The 18,121-nt window shown below is 69.2% G+C and carries 25 protein-coding genes and 1 pseudogene; 15 read left to right on the top strand and 11 right to left on the bottom strand.

The annotated features are described in order from the left end of the window. Nucleotides 1-92: 92 nt before the first annotated feature. On the top strand, nt 93-1,328 hold the full coding sequence (locus tag IFT89_RS13355) for a DUF2254 domain-containing protein (RefSeq protein ID WP_202939203.1): 1,236 nt from the start codon (nt 93-95) through the stop codon (nt 1,326-1,328). Between the two features lie 67 nt (nt 1,329-1,395). Continuing rightward, nucleotides 1,396-1,911, top strand: a complete 516-nt coding sequence (locus IFT89_RS13350; protein ID WP_202939202.1) for a MarR family winged helix-turn-helix transcriptional regulator — start codon at nt 1,396-1,398, stop codon at nt 1,909-1,911. A 34-nt stretch (nt 1,912-1,945) separates the two neighbouring features. On the opposite strand, the gene IFT89_RS13345 is transcribed toward IFT89_RS13350, so the two are convergent. Beyond that, nucleotides 1,946-2,458 (bottom strand): hypothetical protein, encoded by a 513-nt coding sequence (locus tag IFT89_RS13345; protein ID WP_202939201.1) that lies wholly within the window; start codon nt 2,456-2,458, stop codon nt 1,946-1,948. A 100-nt stretch (nt 2,459-2,558) separates the two neighbouring features. Here IFT89_RS13345 and IFT89_RS13340 point away from each other — a divergent pair, with 100 nt between their 5' ends. Beyond that, nucleotides 2,559-2,855, top strand: a complete 297-nt coding sequence (locus IFT89_RS13340) for a hypothetical protein (RefSeq protein WP_079704745.1) — start codon at nt 2,559-2,561, stop codon at nt 2,853-2,855. A 61-nt stretch (nt 2,856-2,916) separates the two neighbouring features. On the opposite strand, the pseudogene IFT89_RS20930 reads toward IFT89_RS13340, so the two are convergent. Next, a pseudogene (locus IFT89_RS20930) lies at nt 2,917-3,054 on the bottom strand (epoxide hydrolase N-terminal domain-containing protein); the annotation flags it as partial. Between the two features lie 136 nt (nt 3,055-3,190). Here IFT89_RS20930 and IFT89_RS13335 point away from each other — a divergent pair. Together IFT89_RS13335 and IFT89_RS13330 are read left to right on the top strand one after the other, a co-directional pair. Then, a complete protein-coding gene (locus IFT89_RS13335; RefSeq protein WP_202939200.1) occupies nt 3,191-3,718 on the top strand; it encodes a GNAT family N-acetyltransferase in 528 nt (175 codons plus the stop codon). A gap of 76 nt (nt 3,719-3,794) precedes the next feature. Then, the gene (locus IFT89_RS13330) at nt 3,795-4,316 is read left to right on the top strand and encodes a tetratricopeptide repeat protein (protein ID WP_202939199.1); all 522 of its coding nucleotides are present in this window, start codon (nt 3,795-3,797) and stop codon (nt 4,314-4,316) included. A 36-nt stretch (nt 4,317-4,352) separates the two neighbouring features. On the opposite strand, the gene IFT89_RS13325 is transcribed toward IFT89_RS13330, so the two are convergent. After that, nucleotides 4,353-4,979, bottom strand: a complete 627-nt coding sequence (locus IFT89_RS13325; RefSeq protein WP_202939198.1) for a LysE family transporter — start codon at nt 4,977-4,979, stop codon at nt 4,353-4,355. Nucleotides 4,980-5,049: 70 nt separating this feature from the next. On the opposite strand from IFT89_RS13325, the gene IFT89_RS13320 reads away from it, so the two are divergent. After that, nucleotides 5,050-5,469, top strand: coding sequence for an Lrp/AsnC family transcriptional regulator (locus tag IFT89_RS13320; RefSeq protein WP_202939197.1), 420 nt, complete (start codon nt 5,050-5,052; stop codon nt 5,467-5,469). A 45-nt stretch (nt 5,470-5,514) separates the two neighbouring features. Here IFT89_RS13320 and IFT89_RS13315 read toward each other — a convergent pair whose 3' ends face one another. The 4 genes from IFT89_RS13315 to IFT89_RS13300 all read right to left on the bottom strand — a co-directional run bounded on the left by IFT89_RS13315 (nt 5,515) and on the right by IFT89_RS13300 (nt 7,793). Further along, the gene (locus tag IFT89_RS13315) at nt 5,515-6,051 is read right to left on the bottom strand and encodes an MOSC domain-containing protein (protein ID WP_202939196.1); all 537 of its coding nucleotides are present in this window, start codon (nt 6,049-6,051) and stop codon (nt 5,515-5,517) included. A 41-nt stretch (nt 6,052-6,092) separates the two neighbouring features. Continuing rightward, complete coding sequence (locus tag IFT89_RS13310; protein ID WP_202939195.1) at nt 6,093-6,689, bottom strand: gamma carbonic anhydrase family protein; 597 nt, start codon at nt 6,687-6,689, stop codon at nt 6,093-6,095. Between the two features lie 36 nt (nt 6,690-6,725). Beyond that, complete coding sequence (locus IFT89_RS13305; RefSeq protein ID WP_202939221.1) at nt 6,726-7,232, bottom strand: GNAT family N-acetyltransferase; 507 nt, start codon at nt 7,230-7,232, stop codon at nt 6,726-6,728. Between the two features lie 105 nt (nt 7,233-7,337). Then, entirely contained in the window at nt 7,338-7,793 is a 456-nt protein-coding gene (locus tag IFT89_RS13300; RefSeq protein ID WP_202939194.1) for an Lrp/AsnC family transcriptional regulator, read from the bottom strand. A gap of 99 nt (nt 7,794-7,892) precedes the next feature. Here IFT89_RS13300 and IFT89_RS13295 point away from each other — a divergent pair, with 99 nt between their 5' ends. Then, a complete protein-coding gene (locus IFT89_RS13295; protein WP_244650724.1) occupies nt 7,893-8,444 on the top strand; it encodes an RBBP9/YdeN family alpha/beta hydrolase in 552 nt (183 codons plus the stop codon). Nucleotides 8,445-8,497: 53 nt separating this feature from the next. On the opposite strand, the gene IFT89_RS13290 is transcribed toward IFT89_RS13295, so the two are convergent. From IFT89_RS13290 to IFT89_RS13280, 3 genes are all read right to left on the bottom strand, one after another. Beyond that, a complete protein-coding gene (locus IFT89_RS13290; protein WP_191940252.1) occupies nt 8,498-8,935 on the bottom strand; it encodes a hypothetical protein in 438 nt (145 codons plus the stop codon). Between the two features lie 11 nt (nt 8,936-8,946). After that, a complete protein-coding gene (locus IFT89_RS20595) occupies nt 8,947-9,129 on the bottom strand; it encodes a type II toxin-antitoxin system HicA family toxin (RefSeq protein WP_307783513.1) in 183 nt (60 codons plus the stop codon). Nucleotides 9,130-9,264: 135 nt separating this feature from the next. Beyond that, nucleotides 9,265-9,927: a TetR-like C-terminal domain-containing protein gene (locus IFT89_RS13280; RefSeq protein ID WP_191940250.1), complete on the bottom strand. Its 663-nt coding sequence runs from the start codon at nt 9,925-9,927 to the stop codon at nt 9,265-9,267. 60 nt (nt 9,928-9,987) lie between these two features. Between IFT89_RS13280 and IFT89_RS13275 the strand changes: the two genes are divergently transcribed. Both IFT89_RS13275 and IFT89_RS13270 read left to right on the top strand, forming a co-directional pair. Beyond that, nucleotides 9,988-11,388, top strand: a complete 1,401-nt coding sequence (locus tag IFT89_RS13275) for an MFS transporter (protein ID WP_191940249.1) — start codon at nt 9,988-9,990, stop codon at nt 11,386-11,388. Nucleotides 11,389-11,440: 52 nt separating this feature from the next. Beyond that, nucleotides 11,441-12,328 (top strand): serine hydrolase domain-containing protein, encoded by an 888-nt coding sequence (locus IFT89_RS13270; protein ID WP_191940248.1) that lies wholly within the window; start codon nt 11,441-11,443, stop codon nt 12,326-12,328. 25 nt (nt 12,329-12,353) lie between these two features. On the opposite strand, the gene IFT89_RS13265 is transcribed toward IFT89_RS13270, so the two are convergent. Further along, entirely contained in the window at nt 12,354-12,698 is a 345-nt protein-coding gene (locus tag IFT89_RS13265) for a hypothetical protein (protein WP_202939193.1), read from the bottom strand. Nucleotides 12,699-13,015: 317 nt separating this feature from the next. On the opposite strand from IFT89_RS13265, the gene ykgO reads away from it, so the two are divergent. The 6 genes from ykgO to IFT89_RS13235 form a co-directional block, all read left to right on the top strand. Further along, entirely contained in the window at nt 13,016-13,138 is a 123-nt protein-coding gene (gene ykgO, locus IFT89_RS13260; protein ID WP_064295097.1) for a type B 50S ribosomal protein L36, read from the top strand. Further along, on the top strand, nt 13,135-14,196 hold the full coding sequence (locus IFT89_RS13255; protein WP_244650723.1) for a FecCD family ABC transporter permease: 1,062 nt from the start codon (nt 13,135-13,137) through the stop codon (nt 14,194-14,196). The genes ykgO and IFT89_RS13255 overlap by 4 nt, the downstream gene beginning before the upstream one ends. 34 nt (nt 14,197-14,230) lie before the next feature. Next, nucleotides 14,231-15,235 carry an ABC transporter substrate-binding protein gene (locus IFT89_RS13250; RefSeq protein ID WP_202939192.1) on the top strand — a complete coding sequence of 335 codons (1,005 nt, stop codon included), beginning with the start codon at nt 14,231-14,233 and terminating at the stop codon, nt 15,233-15,235. Then, nucleotides 15,232-16,029 (top strand): ABC transporter ATP-binding protein, encoded by a 798-nt coding sequence (locus IFT89_RS13245; RefSeq protein ID WP_202939191.1) that lies wholly within the window; start codon nt 15,232-15,234, stop codon nt 16,027-16,029. Before IFT89_RS13250 ends, IFT89_RS13245 begins: the two co-directional genes overlap by 4 nt. Further along, entirely contained in the window at nt 16,026-16,835 is an 810-nt protein-coding gene (locus IFT89_RS13240; RefSeq protein ID WP_202939190.1) for a class I SAM-dependent methyltransferase, read from the top strand. The genes IFT89_RS13245 and IFT89_RS13240 overlap by 4 nt, the downstream gene beginning before the upstream one ends. A gap of 116 nt (nt 16,836-16,951) precedes the next feature. Beyond that, nucleotides 16,952-18,121 (top strand): RecQ family ATP-dependent DNA helicase (locus IFT89_RS13235; protein ID WP_202939189.1); only part of this gene is annotated, 1,170 nt, incomplete at its 3' end.

Below are 18,121 nucleotides of genomic sequence, written 5' to 3'. Positions count from 1 at the left end.
GCGCTCCGCGACGTGCGGCGGTGACGGTGACGGTGACGGTGCGACTGCATCGTCCGGCAGGATGGTGTTCCGCCGTCGACCGCAAGGACATCATGAAGACAGGTCTCTCGAGGTTCCTCTTCCTGCTCGGTAAGAAGGTGTGGGCCAGGGCCGCCGTGTTCACCTTGATGGCCGTCGCCTTCGCTCTCGCGGCCGGCTTCATCGGGGGCCTCCTCCCGTTCCGGCTGGTGATCGACCTCGGTCAGGACTCCGTCGGATCGATCCTGCAGATCATCGCGAGCTCGATGCTCGCGGTCACGACGTTCTCGATCACCGCGATGGTGACCGTCTACTCGTCGGCGACCACGATCGCGACGCCGCGAGCGACGCAGCTCATGGTCGAGGACACCACCTCGCAGAACGCGCTGTCAACGTTCGTCGGCGGTTTCACCTTCTCCCTCGTCGGCATCATCGCGTTGTCGACGGGCTACTACGGCGACCAGGGACGCACGATCCTGTTCGTCGGAACACTGGTGATGATCACGATCATCGTCGTGACGCTCCTGCGCTGGATCGCCCATCTCTCCACCTTCGGCCGCATGTCCGACATCATCGACCGCGTCGAGTCCGCTGCCACGACGTCGCTCAGCGCCTATGCAGAGTCGCCGTCACTTGGCGCGAACCCACTCGCCGGACCGGACCGCCAGGGAACAACCGTGTTCGCCGACAAGCCCGGGTACGTCGTCTTCGTGGACCTGCCGATGCTGGACCAAGCCGCGGCGGACGCCGACGTCTCCATCCAGGTGGTCGCGACGGCAGGCCGGGTCGCCGACGCGACGACACCGCTCGCGATCGTCGAGAGCGAGGCGGAGACGGAGCTGCAGGCGTCGATCCGGCGGGCCTTCCGGATCGCGGCCCATCGCACCTACGAGCAGGACCCGCGTCTCGGCGTGATCGCCTTGGCCGAGATCGGCAGCCGGGCCCTCTCGCCGGCGACGAACGACCCGGGCACGGCGATCGAGATCATCGGAGCCCTGCAACGGGTCTTCACGGCGACCCTCACCACGACGCGCGACGGCGACGTCGACTACCCGCTGGTCTGGGTCCGCAGCGTCACCCTCGAGGACCTCGTGATGGATGGGTTCCGTCCGCTCTCGCGCGATGGCGCCGGCATCCTCGAAGTCCAGATGCGACTGCAGAAGTGCTTCGCAGCGCTTGCGGCCACCGCACCCGACCAAGCGCACACGTTCCGTACCGCCGCGACACTCGCCCTGCAGCGCTCGTCGACCAAGTTGGACGACGCCGATGTCGCAGTGCTCGACGCACTGCACCGGCGACTGAACGCCTGAGCACGCACGCACACACCCCGTCATCGGGCGATGTCGCCGCGCCCGCCGGGTGTGGACGACTTGTACGATGACGAGCGAAGACGTCGCGTATCGGACGCGGGTGGAGGTCGGTCAGGTGGCAGAGGTCGAGGACACGGCCGCGGTGGAAGCGACCCTCATCGCCTCGCGGGCACTCCTCGGCGTGGTTGCCCGCTCCTTGACCGGGGTCCTGCAGGAGATCAGCCTGCCGCAGTTCCGCGTGCTCGTGATCCTCTCGACGCAGGAACGACTGCGCATCGGGCGGCTCGCCGTGCAGCTGCACATGCACCCGTCGACCTTCTCCCGGGTGATCGACCGGATGACCTCGAAGGACTGGGTTCGTCGCGTTCCGAGCTCCGACAGCCGCCGGGAGGTCCTCGTGGAGATCACGGAATCCGGCGCCGCGATCGTGTCGGAGGTGACGGAAAGCCGACGACAGGAGATCGCACGGATCCTCGAGCGGATGCCGATGACCGACCAGCATGCACTCGTGGACGCACTCAACCGGTTCGCGCTCGCCGCCGGCGAACCTGCCGCGACGGAACTGCTCGACCTCGGCCTCTGATCGATCGGGGTGCCGCCAGGAAGCTTCCCGAGCCCTAGGGCTCTGTGTTGACGCCGACGTGGGCTGGGTCGTCGGAGAGTTCGATCCAGACCCCGTCGGGGAACGCATCGACGAGGGGCTGCGGACCCGACTGGCCGGCCTGGCGTCGAATCGCCTCATCCAGCACCGCCACGAGCATCGCCGTCTGCTTCGCCATCGGCGGCAACGGCGGTATCAGCATCGGCGGATGGGTCCAGCACTCGAGGGCGAGCGCCGGCAGTCCCGAGGCGACCGCATCGATGAACTCGTCTGCGAACCGGTCATGCAGGCCGGAGCGGACGCCTCGGGCATCGACGGTTTCGGCAGGCTCGCAGCATCGACTGATCGCGTACGCCAGTAAGAACGCGTTGCATCGCTCCCAGGCGTCCTCGGACTCGTCGCGAAGGTGACTGATCGCGGCCGCACGATCATCATCGGACGTCCGAGCGTCGAGCAATCGTCGAGCGGTCTGGAGTAGCTCGTTCTGGAGCGGTCGCTGGGCGGCCTCCAGCAGATTCAGGTCGTCCACGGACATCTCCATTCGGTATCGGTACAGGGCAACTGTTGCACTCATGCACACATCACCTCAAGCTGAAAGGGAAAGCCGACTCATCACCGGAAGGAACACCATGCTCACGTTGACCCAGAACGCCGTCACGGTCATCCGGACGCTCGCAACCCGAACCGACGACCCACGCACCGGCGGTCTTCGCATCCGATCCGAAGCGGAGCGTGCGTCGCACTTCGCGGTCGATCTCGCCACCGAGCCCGAGATCGGCGACGAGGTCGTCGAAGACCGCGGCGCCAGAGTCTTCCTCGACCCTGTCGCCTGTCCTCGCATGGAGAAGAAGGAACTCGACGCCCTGATCGACGGTGGCAGCGTGCGGTTCGAGGTTCGCGACCAGGAACGGCCCGCGCTGTTGTAGACCCGCAGCCGGAGACCCCATCCGCTGTCGAGTGGTCGCGGGCGCAAGCGCATCTGCGGAGGTAGCGGATCGGGACCCCCGTCGCCCAATCGTCGCCCGGCAGAGCCGCTGAGAAACGTGTCTCCCTGAGCCGGCGGCTGAGGTCGTCCACCGCATTCGCGGGGATGTCGATTCGAAACGGCTGGATACCGGCGTGCATGACAGGTTTCCTTCCATCGCGTGCAGGCTCGAGCGAGCCACGTCACGGGAGCGACGATAGGAACGAACGAGGACACGACCTGTCCTCCGCTGAGATGCGCGGAGCGACAGACAGCGATGGGTGCGATGCTCGATTCATGCCATGGCCTGTGATCGAACCGCTGGTGTCCGAGCGCCTCACGCTCGAGCCGTTGTCGCTCGACCATGCCCGGCCGATGGTCGACGTCCTCTCCGACCCCTCCCTGTACACGTTCACCGGCGGAGAGCCGCCGACGCTCGACGCACTCTCCACTCGATATGCCGCCCAGATCCGCGGGCCGGCCGACGGCTCGCAAGCCTGGTTCAACTGGATCGCGCGGCGGCACGACACCGGCGCGCTCGTCGGGTTCGTCCAGGCCACCGTGACGTCCCAGGCCCAGGACACGCTGGCCGAGATCGCGTGGGTCGTCGATCCAGCCCACCAACGCAAAGGCTTCGCCTCCGAAGCGACGGCCGCCCTGATCGGTTGGCTGCACGCTCGAGGGGTCACCCGGCTCACCGCGCACATCCATCCGGAGCACACGGCATCTCAGCGGGTGGCGTACCGCCAGGGCCTACGCCCGACATCGAGCATCGAGGACGGCGAGGTCCGTTGGGAATCGCCGTCTCACGACGAGCGCTCCTGAAGCCGAGGGTCCAGCTCGGCACGCCCGATAGCCTGTCTCCACCGAATCCAGCCCGATCGCTCCCGGAGAATCGACCATGACGCACACGCTCGACGCACAGCTCGACAGCATCTTCGCGGCTCGAGACCGGGCTGACATGGGTCCAACCATCGAAGCACTGCTGCCCATCTACGACGAGCACCCTCACCACCCGAGAGTCCTCTACGAGCTCGGTGGCGCCTACGACACCGCGGGCGATGAGGCGAGAGCACTCGACCTCTACGAGCGGGCCATGGAGAGCGGCCTGGCGGGAGACATCCGTCGCCGTTGCTACCTGCAGTACGGAAGCACCCTCCGCAACCTCGACCGGATCGATGAGTCGCTGGATGTCTTCGCACGGGCGCGTGCCGAGTTCCCGGAGTCAGTCGCGCTCGGAGCATTCGAAGCCCTCACCCTCCACGCCGCCGGGCGGTCGAACGCCGCGCTGTCGAGCCTCCTCGAACTCCTCGCCGAGCACGTCGACGCGGCTGAGCTCACGCGTTACAAGCCGGCCCTGCGAGGCAACGCCGAGTACCTCCGGTCATTGGACGAGGAGCCCCGGTCCACGACGGAGGACTGACGGCGCCGACGCCCCCAGACCATCGGCCTCACATCTTCACACCGCCTGGACGATGAGGGCGACACCGAATGCGACGATCAGGCCGTTGCCGACGACGGCTGTCCACCTCCGAAAGCACGCGCCCGTCCTCCGCCGGAGTCCGGCTCCGAGCGCGACCAGCAGCGCCTGCCAGCCGAAGGATGCGAGCCCGACACCCGCGATGAAGGCGACCGCCGTCGACCCTGACTCGGTGAAGTCGGCCAGCCCGGTCAGGATCGCCGCGAAGTACACCAGGGTGGCCGGGTTGATCGCCGTCAGACCGAGGAAGAGCAGGTAGCGCTGACGCGAGGTGCCCGAGCGCTCAGCCGGCCGATCCCCGGTTGACGGCTTCGCACGGAGGCCCTGCAGGAGACCGTGCGCTCCGAGCGCGATGACGGCGACACCACCGAGGAGCTGCGGCCAGGGAGACCATCCGCTCACGATGGGACCGGCGAGCGCACCGGCAGCGACGGCGGCCGCGCAGTACGACACATCCACCGTCGCCACGGCGGCGGCGGCAGGCAGTCCACTGCGCAACCCGCGCGTGATGCCCTCCTGCAGGAGCAGGATCCCGATCGCACCGAGCGGTGCAGCCAGGGCGAGGCCGGCGACGGAACCGGCGAGGAGGGCGAGGAGAAGATCCATGCCGACGACTCTGGTGCAGCGCAACGGTATCGACAGTGCGTTCTGGCAGTGAGGCGTCATACTGTGTCGCATGGACGATCTCGACAGCGCAATCATCGGCGTTCTGCAGGCGAACGCGAGGATATCGTTCAGTGAGCTCGGCCGTCAGATCGGCTTGAGCACGAACGCGACGGCGGCCCGTGTGCGTCGCCTGGAGCGCAGTGGTGTCATCACCGGGTACCGTGCGATCCTCGGCTCCGACGCCCCGGTCGCCGAGGACGGCCTGGAGGCATTCATCGACGTCCGACTCGACCCCGCGCGCAAGTCCGAGGAGTTCCTGGAGTGGACCCGACGGATCCCCGAGATCAGGGACGCAGTGCACGTCACCGGCGCCTACGACTACCTCGTCCACATCCGCGTCGCCGGCACCGCCGCCCTCGACCGCCTCCTCCGCAGCATGAAGAACGATGGAGGCGCGACCCACACGCAGACGCGGCTGGCGCTCCGCTAGGCGGGAACCACACACGCCGTCCTGCCGCGCTACCGCGGCCTGTCTCTAGACCGGCGCGAGGGGTTCGCGGGCTCCGTCCGGAAGCTCCACGGAGATCGGATCACCGGGCTGCACGACGCCCCCGACGAGCACCACACCCATGACTCCCGTCTTGCGGACGGTGCGCCCCTCGGCGTCGGTTCCGACGACCTGCTTGAGCAGGCCCGGTTCGAAGCGGTCGATCTGCACACACGGGTTCCGAAGCCCCGTCACCTCGACGACGGCGTCCGTCCCGAGCCGGAGCACTGCACCTGCGGGGAGATCGAGGAGGTCCAGTCCCTCGGTGGTGATGTTCTCGCCCAGCTCACCCGGAGTGAGGTCGGCGTCCACCTCCGTGAACAGCTCCCGGTGGATGAGGTGGACCTGCCGGAGGTTGGGCTGCGAGGGGTCTCGTCTTACCCGGGATCGATGCTGCACCGTCGCACCGAAATGCGCGTCCCCCTCGACGCCCAGCCCGGCGACGAGCGTGATCGCGTCCCGCCGCGGCTTGGAGAAACGGTGCTCATCGTCGCTGCTGACCGAGACGACACGGGCGTTTGTCATCACCCCAGTGTGCACGGGGGAAGCGCGGAACTCCACAGGCCTCAGCGACCGACGGGCTCGTCGCCTGCATGGGCTCCGTAGAACTCGGACTGCCGCCGCATGAGTTCGCGCATCGACACCTCGGGTCCGACGCCGTACACGGTCCCGCCGAAGTCGAGCTGTCGCTGGATCGCCCAGATCTCATCGTGACGTTCGGGCGGGAGGATCGATGCCGGTGTTCCGACCGCGACCCATCCGATGGGAACCACGGCACCCGGCTCCAGCACGGTGTTGACCTGGACGACACCGTTGATCCGGACTTCGGCACCGTGCCCGACTCGGCTGCCGGGGAACAGCGAGGCACCCGTGGCGATGAACGCCTCGTCGGCCACCACGCTGCCGTTGACGTGCGTGTGCGGCCCGATCATGACGGCGGCTCCGATGAGCGCTGGGTGACCGGACCGTCCGCGGATCAGGGCATGCTCCATGACGACGGTGTTCTCGCCGATGACCACCTCGCCGTCTTCGGCGGACACCACCGCACCGTGCAGGATCCGAGCACCCGCATCGATCCTGACGTCACCGATGATCATGGCGGACGACGCGACGGTCGCGGTCGCGTGGATCGACGGTTCGCGGTCCCGGTGTCTGATCAGCATGCGCTCACGATAGCGAAGGCGCCCGGTCCCGGACGGTCAGCGGTGCAGGATCACCTGGTACAGGTTGTGGTCCTGCCAGGTCCCGGCGATCCGCAGGTACGACGGCGCCATGCCGATGTGCTCGAACCCGGCTTTGCGGAGCACCCGTTGCGAAGCGTGGTTGTGCAGCAGGGTGCTCGCCTCGACCCGATGCAGGCCGAGTTCATCGCGCGCCACCCTGACGATCGCCTGCACGGCCGCCGTCGCGAGGCCCTTGCCCGCGTACTCCGCGTCCACCCAGTAGCCCAACCCGGCGTTCTGGAACGGGCCGCGGACGATCCCCGACACGTTGAACCGGCCCACGATGGTCGAGCCGTCGAACAGGCCGAGGGAGTATCCGGTCCCGGCGGCACTCGACGCGAGCTTGCTGGTGAGGTCCGCCGATTGCCCGGCCTCGGTGAAGAACTCGTCCGATCGAGCCGGCTCCCACGGGGCCAGATGGTCGCGGTTCCGCGAGTACGCCGCAGCGAGCTCCTTCGCATCGCCGAGCCCCAAGGGCCGCATGTCGACGCCGTCGGCGAGGTTGATCACGGTGAACACCCGTCAACGGTAGTCGCCACCGGGCGCACTCGACCACCCCGATGCGACGTGGGTACCGCTGACTGAGACTCAGCGGCTGGCGATGGGGTGGGCCGGGTACTCGCGCAGCACCAGGGCCGTGCTGACAGGACCGAACCGGCCGATGGTGTCGATGATCTGCTCGAGGCGTTCCGGCGAGGGCGCGTGCACATCGAGGACGAAACAGTCCTCGCCGGTCACTCGGTAGATCCGGTGGATCTCCGGCAGCTCGTCGAACTGGGTCAGCGACGCCTGGATCTGCGCGTGGGTCGTCCGGAGTCGGACGACGGCGTGCGTCGTGAGCCCGAGCTTCTGCGGCGACACCCGAGCTCCGTAGCCGGTGATGTACCCGGCGAGCTCGAGCTTGCGGACCCTCGCCGACACCGCCGGCTGGGACAGATGCACGAGCCGGGCGAGGTCGGTCATCGTGGTCCGCCCGTCGACCTGGAGCACGTCGAGGATCGTCTGATCCGTTCGATCGAAGGAAAGCGAAGCATCGTCCGTCATCTGCTTAGTAAACAACGGATGATGACGCTCCAGCTGCTGAGACCGAGGGTTCGACTGGCACGCTGAGGGCAGATCGCCCGACCACGACGAAGGAATCCCATGTCGATCATCACCATGCCCGGGATCGGTGGATCCGACGACGCCCACTGGCAATCCCAGTGGGAGCGCGAGACGCCTGCGATCCGCCGGTTCGCGCCGGCCTCCTGGGACGAACCGGACCTCGACGAATGGTCCGCCGCCCTCGACCGGGCGGTGGGGGACGAACCGGCGATCCTGGTCGCGCACAGCCTCTCGTGTCTGCTGGGCGTCCGCTGGGCGGCGGCGAACCCTGTACGAGTCGCCGGGCTGTTCCTCGTCGCCGCCCCCGATCCCGACGGGCCGCGGTTCCCGAGGGTCGCCGATGCGTTCGCCGAGGACCTCGATGTCCGGCCATCCGCACCCGCGCTGCTCGTGACCAGTGACGACGACCCGTACTGTTCGGAGGCACGCGCGGCCGGGTTCGCCGCGACGTGGGGCGTGCCTCGGATCACCATCGGGCGCCAGGGCCACGTGAACTCGGCCAGTGGACTCGGCGCCTGGCCGGAGGGCCGGCGACTGCTGACCGCGTTCAGCGCGGGCACCGCGAACGCCTCCCCGCCTCGAGGGAGCTGAGCGCCGGGATTGGCGGCAGGAGCGAGCTGCGCGGTGCCGCTAACCGTTGTCGCTTACGCGGACTTCTTCACCAAGCGAGTCGATGGACCGGCGAGCTGCTGAACGCGCTGGTAGCTCACACCGAGAATGGCCCCGGCCGCTTCCATCGGGTAGCCCTCTTCGCGGAGCTTGCGCGCTGCCTCGCGCCGCAGTGCGTCGGCGCGCTCGATCGCGGCCTTGCCGGCCGCATTGGCGTCGTTGCTCTCGGCCACGAGCCGGACGATCGCACTGGGCGCCTCGACCGTCACCGTCACCTCGAGTTCGGAGGGCTCGATATCCAGCCAAACGGACGCAAGGTCCGATGCAGCCTTCTTCACTCCTCGGAAGGTGAGTGCGGAACCGGTGGCGATGATCGTCGCTCCACTTGGCGCGGCGGACGTGAGTTCCGGGATCGTGATCGTCCACGTGCCGTCCTCGTCGCGGGTGGCGTGTGCTGTGACCTGCGTCGTCATGGCGGTTCCTCTCAGTTCCAGCTGCTTGGGGTGTCGGTGAAGGCAACCTGGACCTGACGGACGATCCCTGCCTTCACCGTGTCGCCGTGGACCGGGATCGAAATCTTCATCATGCCGTCCTCTGATGACCAGATACGGTGGCTGCCCCGCGTGCGAATGTGCACCCACCCTCGCGCGCGGAGGAACCTACTCACGTCCCGGTACTTCTGCGGTTTCGTCACACAGGTTATACTATCTACCCTTGTAGTGTCGATACAAGCGACGATTGTAGTTTATCGATGCATGGTCGAACAGGATGTCACTGCCACCTGGCGACACGGCTCGCCCTACTAGTCGGTGCTCGATGCGGCGGGCCGTGCTCGGTGGTGGCGCTGCCAGTCGACTGACGCGACGCCGTTCAGGACGCTCAGCACGGTCCGTTCAGCCAGGCCGTCGTCGATCGGCTGGTGCCCGAAGAAGGCGCGGTAGTAGAGCGGGGCCGCCAGGAGGTCGAGCGTGAGTTCCATGTCGAGGCCGCCCTGGATGTCGCCACGCTCGACCGCGTGTTCGAGCACCGCTCGCGAGGTCGCCCGGCGAGCCTCGAAGTAGTCGCGGCGGAAGACCTCGCGCAACGCCGGATCCGCCTCGAGGTCGGAGACGAGCCCCGGAAGCGCCCGGGTGATCGGGGAGTCTTGGAAGGCGTCCGCCAGGGTGGAGATGCCGGTGATCAGGTCGCAGTGGACGCACCCGGTGTCGGGCGTCGGCGTCGCACCGAGCACGGAGATGAGGGTGTGCACGACGACCCCGGGCAGACTGCCCCAGCGGCGCCGCAACGCCGGTTTGCTCGTGCCGGCAGCCGCCGCGACCCCCTCGAGCGTCAGGGCGCTGTAGGGCACGGTCGCGAGCATCTCCACGACCGCGGCGGTCGCTCTCGCGTCGATCGTCGTGTCGCGCGGGCGACCCGCTGGTGGCGGGCTTGTCGCGGACGCATCCCCGTGCTCCGTTTGCTTCATTCCATGATCGTACTCTAGATTCATTACGTTCCGTAGTGGAATGAAACCGAAGGAGTGGCGATGACCGATGACACGATGACCGACGACGACACCGGAGGGGTCTTCGCGCCACGGTTCAGAGGCTTCACGATCGGCATCCTCGCGAGCGTCGGTGCGGTGGCGTTCGAATCGCTCGGCGTCGCGACGATCCTCCCGGCGGTCGCCGAGGAGCTCGGTGGCCTGGGCGGCTACGGCTGGGGGCTCTCGGCACTCATGCTGGCCAACATCGTCGGCACCGTCGTCGCGGGCACCGACATCGACCGACGAGGGCCGGCCCGAACCGTCCTCGTCGGCACCATCGTCTTCGCGCTCGGCTGCCTGCTCGCCGGACTCGCCCCCGGGTGGGGCGTCTTCATCGCGGCCCGCGCCCTCCAAGGGCTGGGCATCGGCGCGATCATGGCCTACGCCTACAGCCTCGTCGGCATCGCCTACCCGGCACGGTTGCAGGCCGTGATGTTCGCGTTCCTCTCGTCGGCCTGGACGATCCCGTCGCTCATCGGACCGGTGTTCGCCGGAGCGCTGACCTCGCTACTCGACTGGCGCGTCGTCTTCTGGTCGATCGCGCCGCTCACGCTCGTCCTCCTCCCGCTCGTGCTCCCCGGCGCCCGACGGCTGTCGCGTCCGGAACAGCGCTCGACATCCGGCTCACGGCGTCGACTCCCGGCACCGGTGTGGTTCTCGATCCTGCTCGCCGCCGGCACTGGAGCCGTGCTCCTCGGGCTCGAACTGGACGCCCTCCCCGCCCTCGTGGCGCTGGTCGTCGGCGGACTCGTCGGCGCCGTCCTGGCGCTGCGGTGGATCCTGCCGTCCGGAACCCTCCGACTCCGCCGTGGCGCCCCGGTGGGGATCGTCATCCGCTTCATCCTCTGCGGTGTCTACTTCGGTTCGGAGGCCTTCCTGCCACTCGGCTTGTCGAGTGTCCACGGACTCGACGTCACCCTCGCCGGTCTGGGTCTTGCCGCCGGTGCGCTCGCTTGGACCGTCGGGTCGTTCGTGCAGGCGCGGATCGACACTGCGCGCCCCGGCAGACGCGCACGGTCGACGCGCGCCGGCATCCTCGCGCTCGTCGGCGGCGAGGCACTCATGGGCATCGCCGTCGCACTGCCTGGCGTGTGGCCGGGCTGGGCCATCGTCGGCTGGACCATCGCCGGGATCGGCATGGGCGTCGCCTTCAACGCCGCGACCTCGGCGACGATGGCGGTGACTCCGGCCGACACCGCGGGGAGCATCAGCGCGAGCCTGCAGCTCGCGCAGACACTCGCCACCGCGACCATCGCCGGCGTCGGTGGGGCGTTCGTCGCCCGACTCGGCGCCACGACACCAGCCTTCCTGGCGGTCTTCGGACTGACCGCCGCGCTCGGACTCCTCGGGGAGTTGCTCGCCGGCCGCCTGGACGTCGGGAAGGCCGGTCACCGTCGGTGAACCCTGCGATGAACGGCGTCCGCGCTGTGCGCCGGTCAGGCAGACTTGAGCCGTGACCCGAGCCGACACCACCCGAGCAGCCCTCCTCCGCGACCGCATCGTCCAGCAGGTCGCCGAGCAGGGCTTCGGCGCGCACGGCCTGCACGTGCTCGCCGGTGACGACGAAACAGGGCATCGCTGGACCGAGGACGTCCGTGAGGACATCCATTCCGCAGCGAAGGGCGTCTGCGTGCTCGCCGCCGGCCTCGCCATCGACGACGGACTCATCACGATGGACACCACGCTGGGCGCCGTGTTCCCGGAAGCCGACTTCGGCGAGGGCACCGCAGACGTCACCCTCCGGCACCTCCTGAACATGACGAGCGGCGTCGACCTCCCCTGGTCGCCGACCCTGCTGTCCGACTGGCCGGACCTGACCCTCGAGTTCCTGAGCAGGCCGTCCCGCGGTCGCGTCTTCCAGTACTCGAACGCCAGCACCTACACCGCGATGCGCGCACTCGAGACCCGGGTCGGCGACGTCGGCGACTACCTCGAGCAGCGAGTCCTCGCGCCGCTCGGCATCCACGACGCGCCCTGGGAGCGATGCCCCCGCGGATTCATCGCATCCGGCGGCGGGCTGCAGCTTCGCACCACGGAACTCGCGCGCATCGGCCGCCTCATCCGCGACCGTGGCCGGTGGGCAGGCGAACAACTCCTGTCACCGGAGTGGATCGACGCCATGCACACCGACTGGGTATCCTCCGGAACCGGCATCGGCTACGAGCGGTATGCGCTCGCCGGATGGGATGGTCCGGGCGCGGCCTGGCGACTCCACGGCGCCTACGGGCAGCTCGTCATCTTCGCCGGCGATGCCGTGGTCACGATCACCGCCGAGGACCACGAGGGTGCCGACCGCATCGCGGCCTCCGTGTCCTCGCTCCTCGCCGACACCACGGGCTGAGCCCGGCTGCGGGCGCGGGCGCGGGTCAGCTTCCTGCGCGGAGCACTCCCGCCGCCGCTTCGACGGTCGAGACGAACGTGGCGCCGACGCTCCGGTGCCCCGAACGGATCTCCTGCTGCGGAGCGTCGGAGAGCACGACCACGTCGATGTCGAGGATGCGGCAGACACGCGCCTTGTACGCGATGTCGACGCGGTCCCCGGCTCGCGGGCACAAGACGACCGCGCTCGGCGGGAAGCGGTCGTCCGTGAGCATCTCGCCCCAGGACGACGCCGCAATCGTCACCTGCAGATCAGGTGCGTTGGAGCCGAGCCAGGACACGGCAGACGCGCGGGCGCGGTCGTCACTGTCCAGTACGCCGACCGTTCGCATCGATACCTCGTCACTCGTCACCGCATCCGGAGTCATACCCCGATGGTGTCGGCGCCATCCGTAAGATACCAGCGCCGGGACCACCCGCGGTGCACGGGATCCGAACCCCACCGCACCACCCACCCACGCCTCATGCGGACCAGCACCGTGGTCGACGGCGATCATCGTCGTGATCGCGGTCGTGGCCGCGGCACCGTCGTTCCGCGCACCACGCCCACTGCCGGGCGAGCACACCTCGGAGCGGCCGCCCGATGTGACAGCGGTTCGTTGCTCGCGCTATGGTATTGATAACCATTATCAATACGGAGGCTGCGTTCATGAAGGTCCGGAACTCGTTGAAGTCGCTCAAGAAGATGCCGGGCGCACAAGTGGTGCGTCGACGCGGTCGCGTGTTCGTCATCAACAAGCTCAACCCGCGCTTCAAGGCGCGTCAGGGTTGAGCGAGGTCGTCGTCGCGTCCATCCGGCGTGGCCGCCGGCATGACGCGGCGATGACCGTCGGCCTGGTCCTGCTCGCCGTGGCGACGATCCTGGTCGCCGTGGCGATCGGCCCAGTCCCCATCGACCCGGCGACGGTCCTCGGCGTGCTCACCCGGCACCTCGTCGGGGCCGCGCCCGGCCCCTGGCCGGACTCGGTCGATCAGATCGTCTGGATCACGAGAGCGCCGCGGGTGGCCATGGGGCTCGTCGCCGGCGCCGTGCTCGCCGTCGCCGGAGTCATGCTGCAGGCCCTCGTCCGCAATGCGCTCGCAGACCCGTACCTGCTCGGGCTCAACTCTGGCGCTTCGACGGGTGTCGCCCTCGTCGTGCTCGTCATCGGCGGTGGCGGCGCACTCCTGGTCGCCGGTGCCGCCCTGGCCGGGGCCATCGGTGCGGTGGTGCTGGTCGTTCTGCTCGCCGGGGTCGCGAACCGCCGCGGGCCCCTGCGGTTGGTCCTCGCCGGGCTCGCTGTCGGATACGCACTGAACGCCACCACGAGCTTCCTCGTCTTCTCCAGCGACGCACCGGAGGCGGCGCGCTCCGTGCTGTTCTGGCTCCTGGGGTCGCTGGCGTCGGTGCAGCCGGTCGCGCTCCTCGCCGCAGCCGTCTCGGCGACCATCGGTCTCAGCGCCCTCATCGTCCTCGCACCGTGGACCGACGCGCTCGCATCGGGCGACGACTCGGCCAGATCGGTCGGGATCGATCCCGAGCGAGCTCGGATCGGACTGATGGTCGGCGTCTCGGCGATGGTCGGCGTGACGGTCGCGGCCGTCGGCGGGGTCGGCTTCATCGGTCTCGTGATCCCGCATCTCGCGCGCAGACTCGTCGGCGGACGCCACCGGGCGGTGATCCCGGTCGCCGCTCTGCTCGGCGGCATCGTCCTGGTCGTCGCCGACACCATCGCCCGAACCGCGTTCGCCCCGCAGGAGATCCCGGTCGGCGTGATCACCGGGATCCTCGGCGCCCCGTTCCTCCTCGTGCTCCTCCGGCAGGGCCAAGGCGCCCGGTCTGAGGCATGAGCTCCCCACCTATCCATCAGAACGGAAGACACCGATGACCACACCCCGATTCCGGCGAGCGCTCCTCGCCGCGACCGTCCCCGTGCTCGCGCTCGGCCTGCTGAGCGGCTGCACGGCCACCACCGCCGCCGAGACGTCGCCCGCTCCGAGCGACGCCGGCTTCCCGGTCACCATCGAGAACTGCGGTTCGACGATCACGATGGACGCACCCGCCCGACGCATCGTGCTCGTGAACGACGACGAGCTCCCCAACCTGGAGGCGCTGAGAGCCGTCGACCGGATCGTCGCCATCACCGCGACCCCGCAACCCGGACTGTATGCGGACTCCACGTACGACGCGCTCGACGCCCTGTCGCCGCTCACCACCGAGCAGAATGCGACGGGTGGTTCGGTCGTCTCCCAGGAGAGCATCCTCGGCGCGTCACCTGATCTGGTCATCGCCCCTGAGAACGCCGTGGACCGCGACGCCCTGGCGGCGAGTGGAATCCCCGTCTACTCCCCCACCGCGTACTGCTCGAACCCGGACCCGGAGCTCAGCACGACCGCGACCTTCGACCGGGTCTGGAACGAGGTCCGGTCACTCGGAAGTCTGCTCGGAGCTGGCGACCAAGCGGAGCAAGCCATCGCCGCGGCGAAGGCGACGGTGCAGTCATCTGCTCCCGCTGCGGGGACGGCCGCGGCACTCTACGTCTCGTCCGGCGACGCCGTGCTGTCACCATACGGCGGCCCGAGCATGGTCACCCCGGTCTTCGCGGCCGCAGGTCTCACCAACGTGTACGCGGACTCGGATCAGCGGGTCTTCGATGCCAGCGTGGAGGACATCATCTCCCGCGATCCCGGCACGATCGTGCTGCTGTACTCGAGCGGCGACCCGCAGGGCACGATCGACACCTTCCTGAACACGCCGGGCGTCTCCGGACTGCGTGCTGTCCGTGAAGACCGAGTCGTGGCCCTCCGCTTCCCGTACACGGATCCGCCGAGCGTGCTTTCGGTCCGGGGGCCCGGCGAGCTCGCCCGACTCCTGGACGGCCTGGGATGATCGAAGCCGCGGCGGTGACCGTCCGCTCCGGCGGCCGAACGCTGCTCGACGCCGTCTCCTTCACCGCGCCGACCGGCAGCGTGACCGGCATCGTCGGGCCGAACGGCGGCGGGAAGACGACACTGCTGCGCGCGCTCGTGCGGGCCGTCCCGGTCGTGAGCGGACGCATCACCGTCGACGGTCAGGACATCCGTACGCGGCGCCGACGGTGGATCGCCCGAACGGTCGCCGAGGTCAGCCAACGCATCGACCCTGACCCGGGGCTGCGCGTCGTCGACGAGGTGTCGTTGGGTGGTCTCGCCGAGCGAGGGGTGCTGCGCGCCGGCTGCACCGCGCACGATGAGCAGGTGGCCGGTGCGATCGACACGGTCGGGCTGACCCCTCGCGCGTTCGACCGCCTGGCCACCCTGTCCGGCGGCGAGCTCCAGCGGGTCGCACTCGCCAGGGCGCTTGCGCAGCGCGCACCGCACGCCCTGCTCGACGAACCCACGAACCACCTCGACCTCAGACATCGGCTGGAGGTCGTGGCACTCCTGCGCACGATCGCGCCCACCGTGGTGGTCGTGTTGCACGACCTCGACCTCGCGGCACGGGTCTGCGACCACCTCGTCCTCCTCCACCACGGCCGCGTCGCCGGGGCAGGCCCGCCCCGCGACGTCCTGCATCCCGGCCTCATCGACCGGGTCTACGACGTGAGCACCCAGCGGCTCGAAGACGCGGCCGGCCGGGTGCGGTTCGAATTCTCACTGCCACCCGAACGACACCTCCACCCCGACACCAAGGAGTCCTCATGACCGAATCCACTTCAGCCGGCGACGCGACGACGCTCGCGACCGCTCGGAGCCTCGCATCGCGCTGGGATGCGCAGCAGACCGGCTACATCAGGCATCGAGCCGAGCGGTTCGACACGATCGCGCGCGTCGTCGCGGCGATCTGCGCGGATTCGCCCGCGCCCCGCATCCTCGATCTCGCGGGCGGGACGGGCTCCCTCGCCGAGCACGTCCTCGCGACCGTCCCGAACGGTCAGGCGGTCGTCGCGGACAAGGACCCCGCGCTCCTCGCCATCGCCGCCGACCTCGCGACCGCTGACCCGCGGCTCTCGATCGCCGAGGTCGACCTGTCCCTGAGCGACTGGATCACGCATCCGCAGATCGGCGACGGACCATTCGACGCCGTGGTCTCGTCGACCGCGCTGCACTGGTTGCAGCCCGCCGAGCTCGTTGAGGTCTACCGGGCGCTGCCCGCACTCATCCGGCCGGGCGGCATCGTCCTGAACGGCGATCACCTCTTGTACGGCGGACACCACGAACCGACCCTGGCCGGGATCGCCCGCGCCGACGACGAAGCGATGCAGCAGGAGACCTTCTCGGGCGACACCGACACGTGGGACGACTGGTGGGACGCGGTTGCGGCCACGCCGCGCTACGCCGACGCGCTCCGCCGACGCGACGAGGTCTGGGGCGAGTCGATCCACCAGGCTCCGCCGAAGGTCACCCTCGGCTTCCACCTCGAGACGCTCCGCAGCGCGGGATTCGCCGAGACCGGGACCGTCTGGCAATACCTCGACGACTACGTGCTCTACGGCGTCATGGCGAGCTGACCGCCTGAGGACCCCGGAGACCGTCCTCCGTCCTGCTCGACGGTGCGGCGTTGCAGAGCCGGCGGCACCCGTCAAGCGGGCTCGACAGGTCGGTGCGCGGAGGTACCGTCGCAGGCATGGGTTCCTCTCGTACGTCCGCCGGTTCCGTCGATCGCATCGCTCGCGATGACTTCGGATGGGAGACGTTCCTGCCGGGACAGCGGGAGGCGATCCAGTCGGCCGTCGCGGGGCGCGATACGCTCCTCGTCCTCGCCACGGGCGGCGGGAAGTCGGCGGTCTACCAGGTCGCCGGTGCTCAGCGCGGTGGTGTGACCCTGGTGATCTCGCCGCTGGTCGCGCTGCAGGCCGATCAGCTCGCCTCGATCGAGGCGGCACCGGCGGCCCCTCCGGCCGTTGCGCTCAACGCCTCGCTCGGACCGCATGCGATCGCGAAGGCCTGGGACCGCATCGACGAGGACGGGCCCGTCTACGTGCTACTGGCACCGGAGCAGCTCGCGAACGAGGAGACCGTCGCCCGCCTCAGCGCGGCCGGTGTCTCACTCATGGTCGTCGACGAGGCGCACTGCGTCTCCTCCTGGGGAACCGACTTCCGTCCCGACTACCTGCGCCTCGCCGACGTCCGTCACGAACTCGGCGACCCGCCGGTCCTCGCCATGACGGCGACCGCCTCCGGCCCCGTCCGCGCTGAGATCATCGAACGCCTGCGCATGCACGATCCGGACGTCCAGGTGCACGGCGTCGACCGCCCGGAGATCCGGCTCGTCGTGCACCGACACGAGAGCGAAGCCGAGAAACGAGCCGCGGTCGTCGGCGAAGCCCGCGCTTGGACCGCGCCCGGACTGGTCTATGTGGCGACGCGACGTGACACGGAGCGCTACGCCGAGGAGATCGCGGCCGAGGGACGCCGGGTGGCCGCATACCACGCCGGTCTGAAGACCTCAGAACGTCGTGCCGTCCACGATCGCTGGCGCGCCGGCGAACTCGACGTCGTCGTCGCGACCTCGGCGTTCGGGATGGGGATCGACCGCGCCGACGTGCGCTTCGTCCTCCACGCCACGACGACCGAGTCGCTCGACGCCTACTACCAGGAGGTGGGCCGCGCGGGGCGTGACGGCGAACCCGCGACCACCGCGCTGCACTACCGGGCGGAGGATCTCGGGCTCCGCCGCTTCTTCACCAAGCGGTCGGTGTCGGAGTCGGCGTTGCGCGCCGTGTGGCGGGCCGTCCGCGCGACCCCGGGCGCGACCGTCGGCGATCTGGCCGAGCAGCTCGATCGGCCGCGGCGC

This window comes from Plantibacter sp. CFBP 13570, from assembly GCF_014841395.1.
Taxonomy (GTDB): Bacteria; Actinomycetota; Actinomycetes; order Actinomycetales; family Microbacteriaceae; genus Plantibacter; species Plantibacter auratus.
The sequence above is the reverse complement of the archived record's forward strand: the minus strand, read 5'-3'. Positions and strand labels throughout refer to the sequence as shown.

Bases quoted from the DNA above. Each gene is read 5' to 3' on its own strand.
- IFT89_RS13275 (WP_191940249.1), top strand. From the start codon at position 9,988: ATGACCGATGACACGATGACCGACGACGACACCGGAGGGGTCTTCGCG.
- IFT89_RS13315 (WP_202939196.1), bottom strand. From the start codon at position 6,051: ATGACAAACGCCCGTGTCGTCTCGGTCAGCAGCGACGATGAGCACCGT.
- IFT89_RS13330 (WP_202939199.1), top strand. From the start codon at position 3,795: ATGACGCACACGCTCGACGCACAGCTCGACAGCATCTTCGCGGCTCGA.
- IFT89_RS13280 (WP_191940250.1), bottom strand. From the start codon at position 9,927: ATGAAGCAAACGGAGCACGGGGATGCGTCCGCGACAAGCCCGCCACCA.
- IFT89_RS13250 (WP_202939192.1), top strand. From the start codon at position 14,231: ATGACCACACCCCGATTCCGGCGAGCGCTCCTCGCCGCGACCGTCCCC.
- IFT89_RS13320 (WP_202939197.1), top strand. From the start codon at position 5,050: ATGGACGATCTCGACAGCGCAATCATCGGCGTTCTGCAGGCGAACGCG.
- IFT89_RS13325 (WP_202939198.1), bottom strand. From the start codon at position 4,979: ATGGATCTTCTCCTCGCCCTCCTCGCCGGTTCCGTCGCCGGCCTCGCC.
- IFT89_RS13350 (WP_202939202.1), top strand. From the start codon at position 1,396: ATGACGAGCGAAGACGTCGCGTATCGGACGCGGGTGGAGGTCGGTCAG.
- IFT89_RS13305 (WP_202939221.1), bottom strand. From the start codon at position 7,232: ATGCGGCCCTTGGGGCTCGGCGATGCGAAGGAGCTCGCTGCGGCGTAC.
- IFT89_RS13335 (WP_202939200.1), top strand. From the start codon at position 3,191: ATGCCATGGCCTGTGATCGAACCGCTGGTGTCCGAGCGCCTCACGCTC.
- IFT89_RS13240 (WP_202939190.1), top strand. From the start codon at position 16,026: ATGACCGAATCCACTTCAGCCGGCGACGCGACGACGCTCGCGACCGCT.
- IFT89_RS13340 (WP_079704745.1), top strand. From the start codon at position 2,559: ATGCTCACGTTGACCCAGAACGCCGTCACGGTCATCCGGACGCTCGCA.
- IFT89_RS13265 (WP_202939193.1), bottom strand. From the start codon at position 12,698: ATGCGAACGGTCGGCGTACTGGACAGTGACGACCGCGCCCGCGCGTCT.
- IFT89_RS13295 (WP_244650724.1), top strand. From the start codon at position 7,893: ATGTCGATCATCACCATGCCCGGGATCGGTGGATCCGACGACGCCCAC.
- IFT89_RS13300 (WP_202939194.1), bottom strand. From the start codon at position 7,793: ATGACGGACGATGCTTCGCTTTCCTTCGATCGAACGGATCAGACGATC.
- IFT89_RS13355 (WP_202939203.1), top strand. From the start codon at position 93: ATGAAGACAGGTCTCTCGAGGTTCCTCTTCCTGCTCGGTAAGAAGGTG.
- IFT89_RS13310 (WP_202939195.1), bottom strand. From the start codon at position 6,689: ATGCTGATCAGACACCGGGACCGCGAACCGTCGATCCACGCGACCGCG.
- IFT89_RS13245 (WP_202939191.1), top strand. From the start codon at position 15,232: ATGATCGAAGCCGCGGCGGTGACCGTCCGCTCCGGCGGCCGAACGCTG.
- ykgO (WP_064295097.1), top strand. From the start codon at position 13,016: ATGAAGGTCCGGAACTCGTTGAAGTCGCTCAAGAAGATGCCGGGCGCA.
- IFT89_RS13290 (WP_191940252.1), bottom strand. From the start codon at position 8,935: ATGACGACGCAGGTCACAGCACACGCCACCCGCGACGAGGACGGCACG.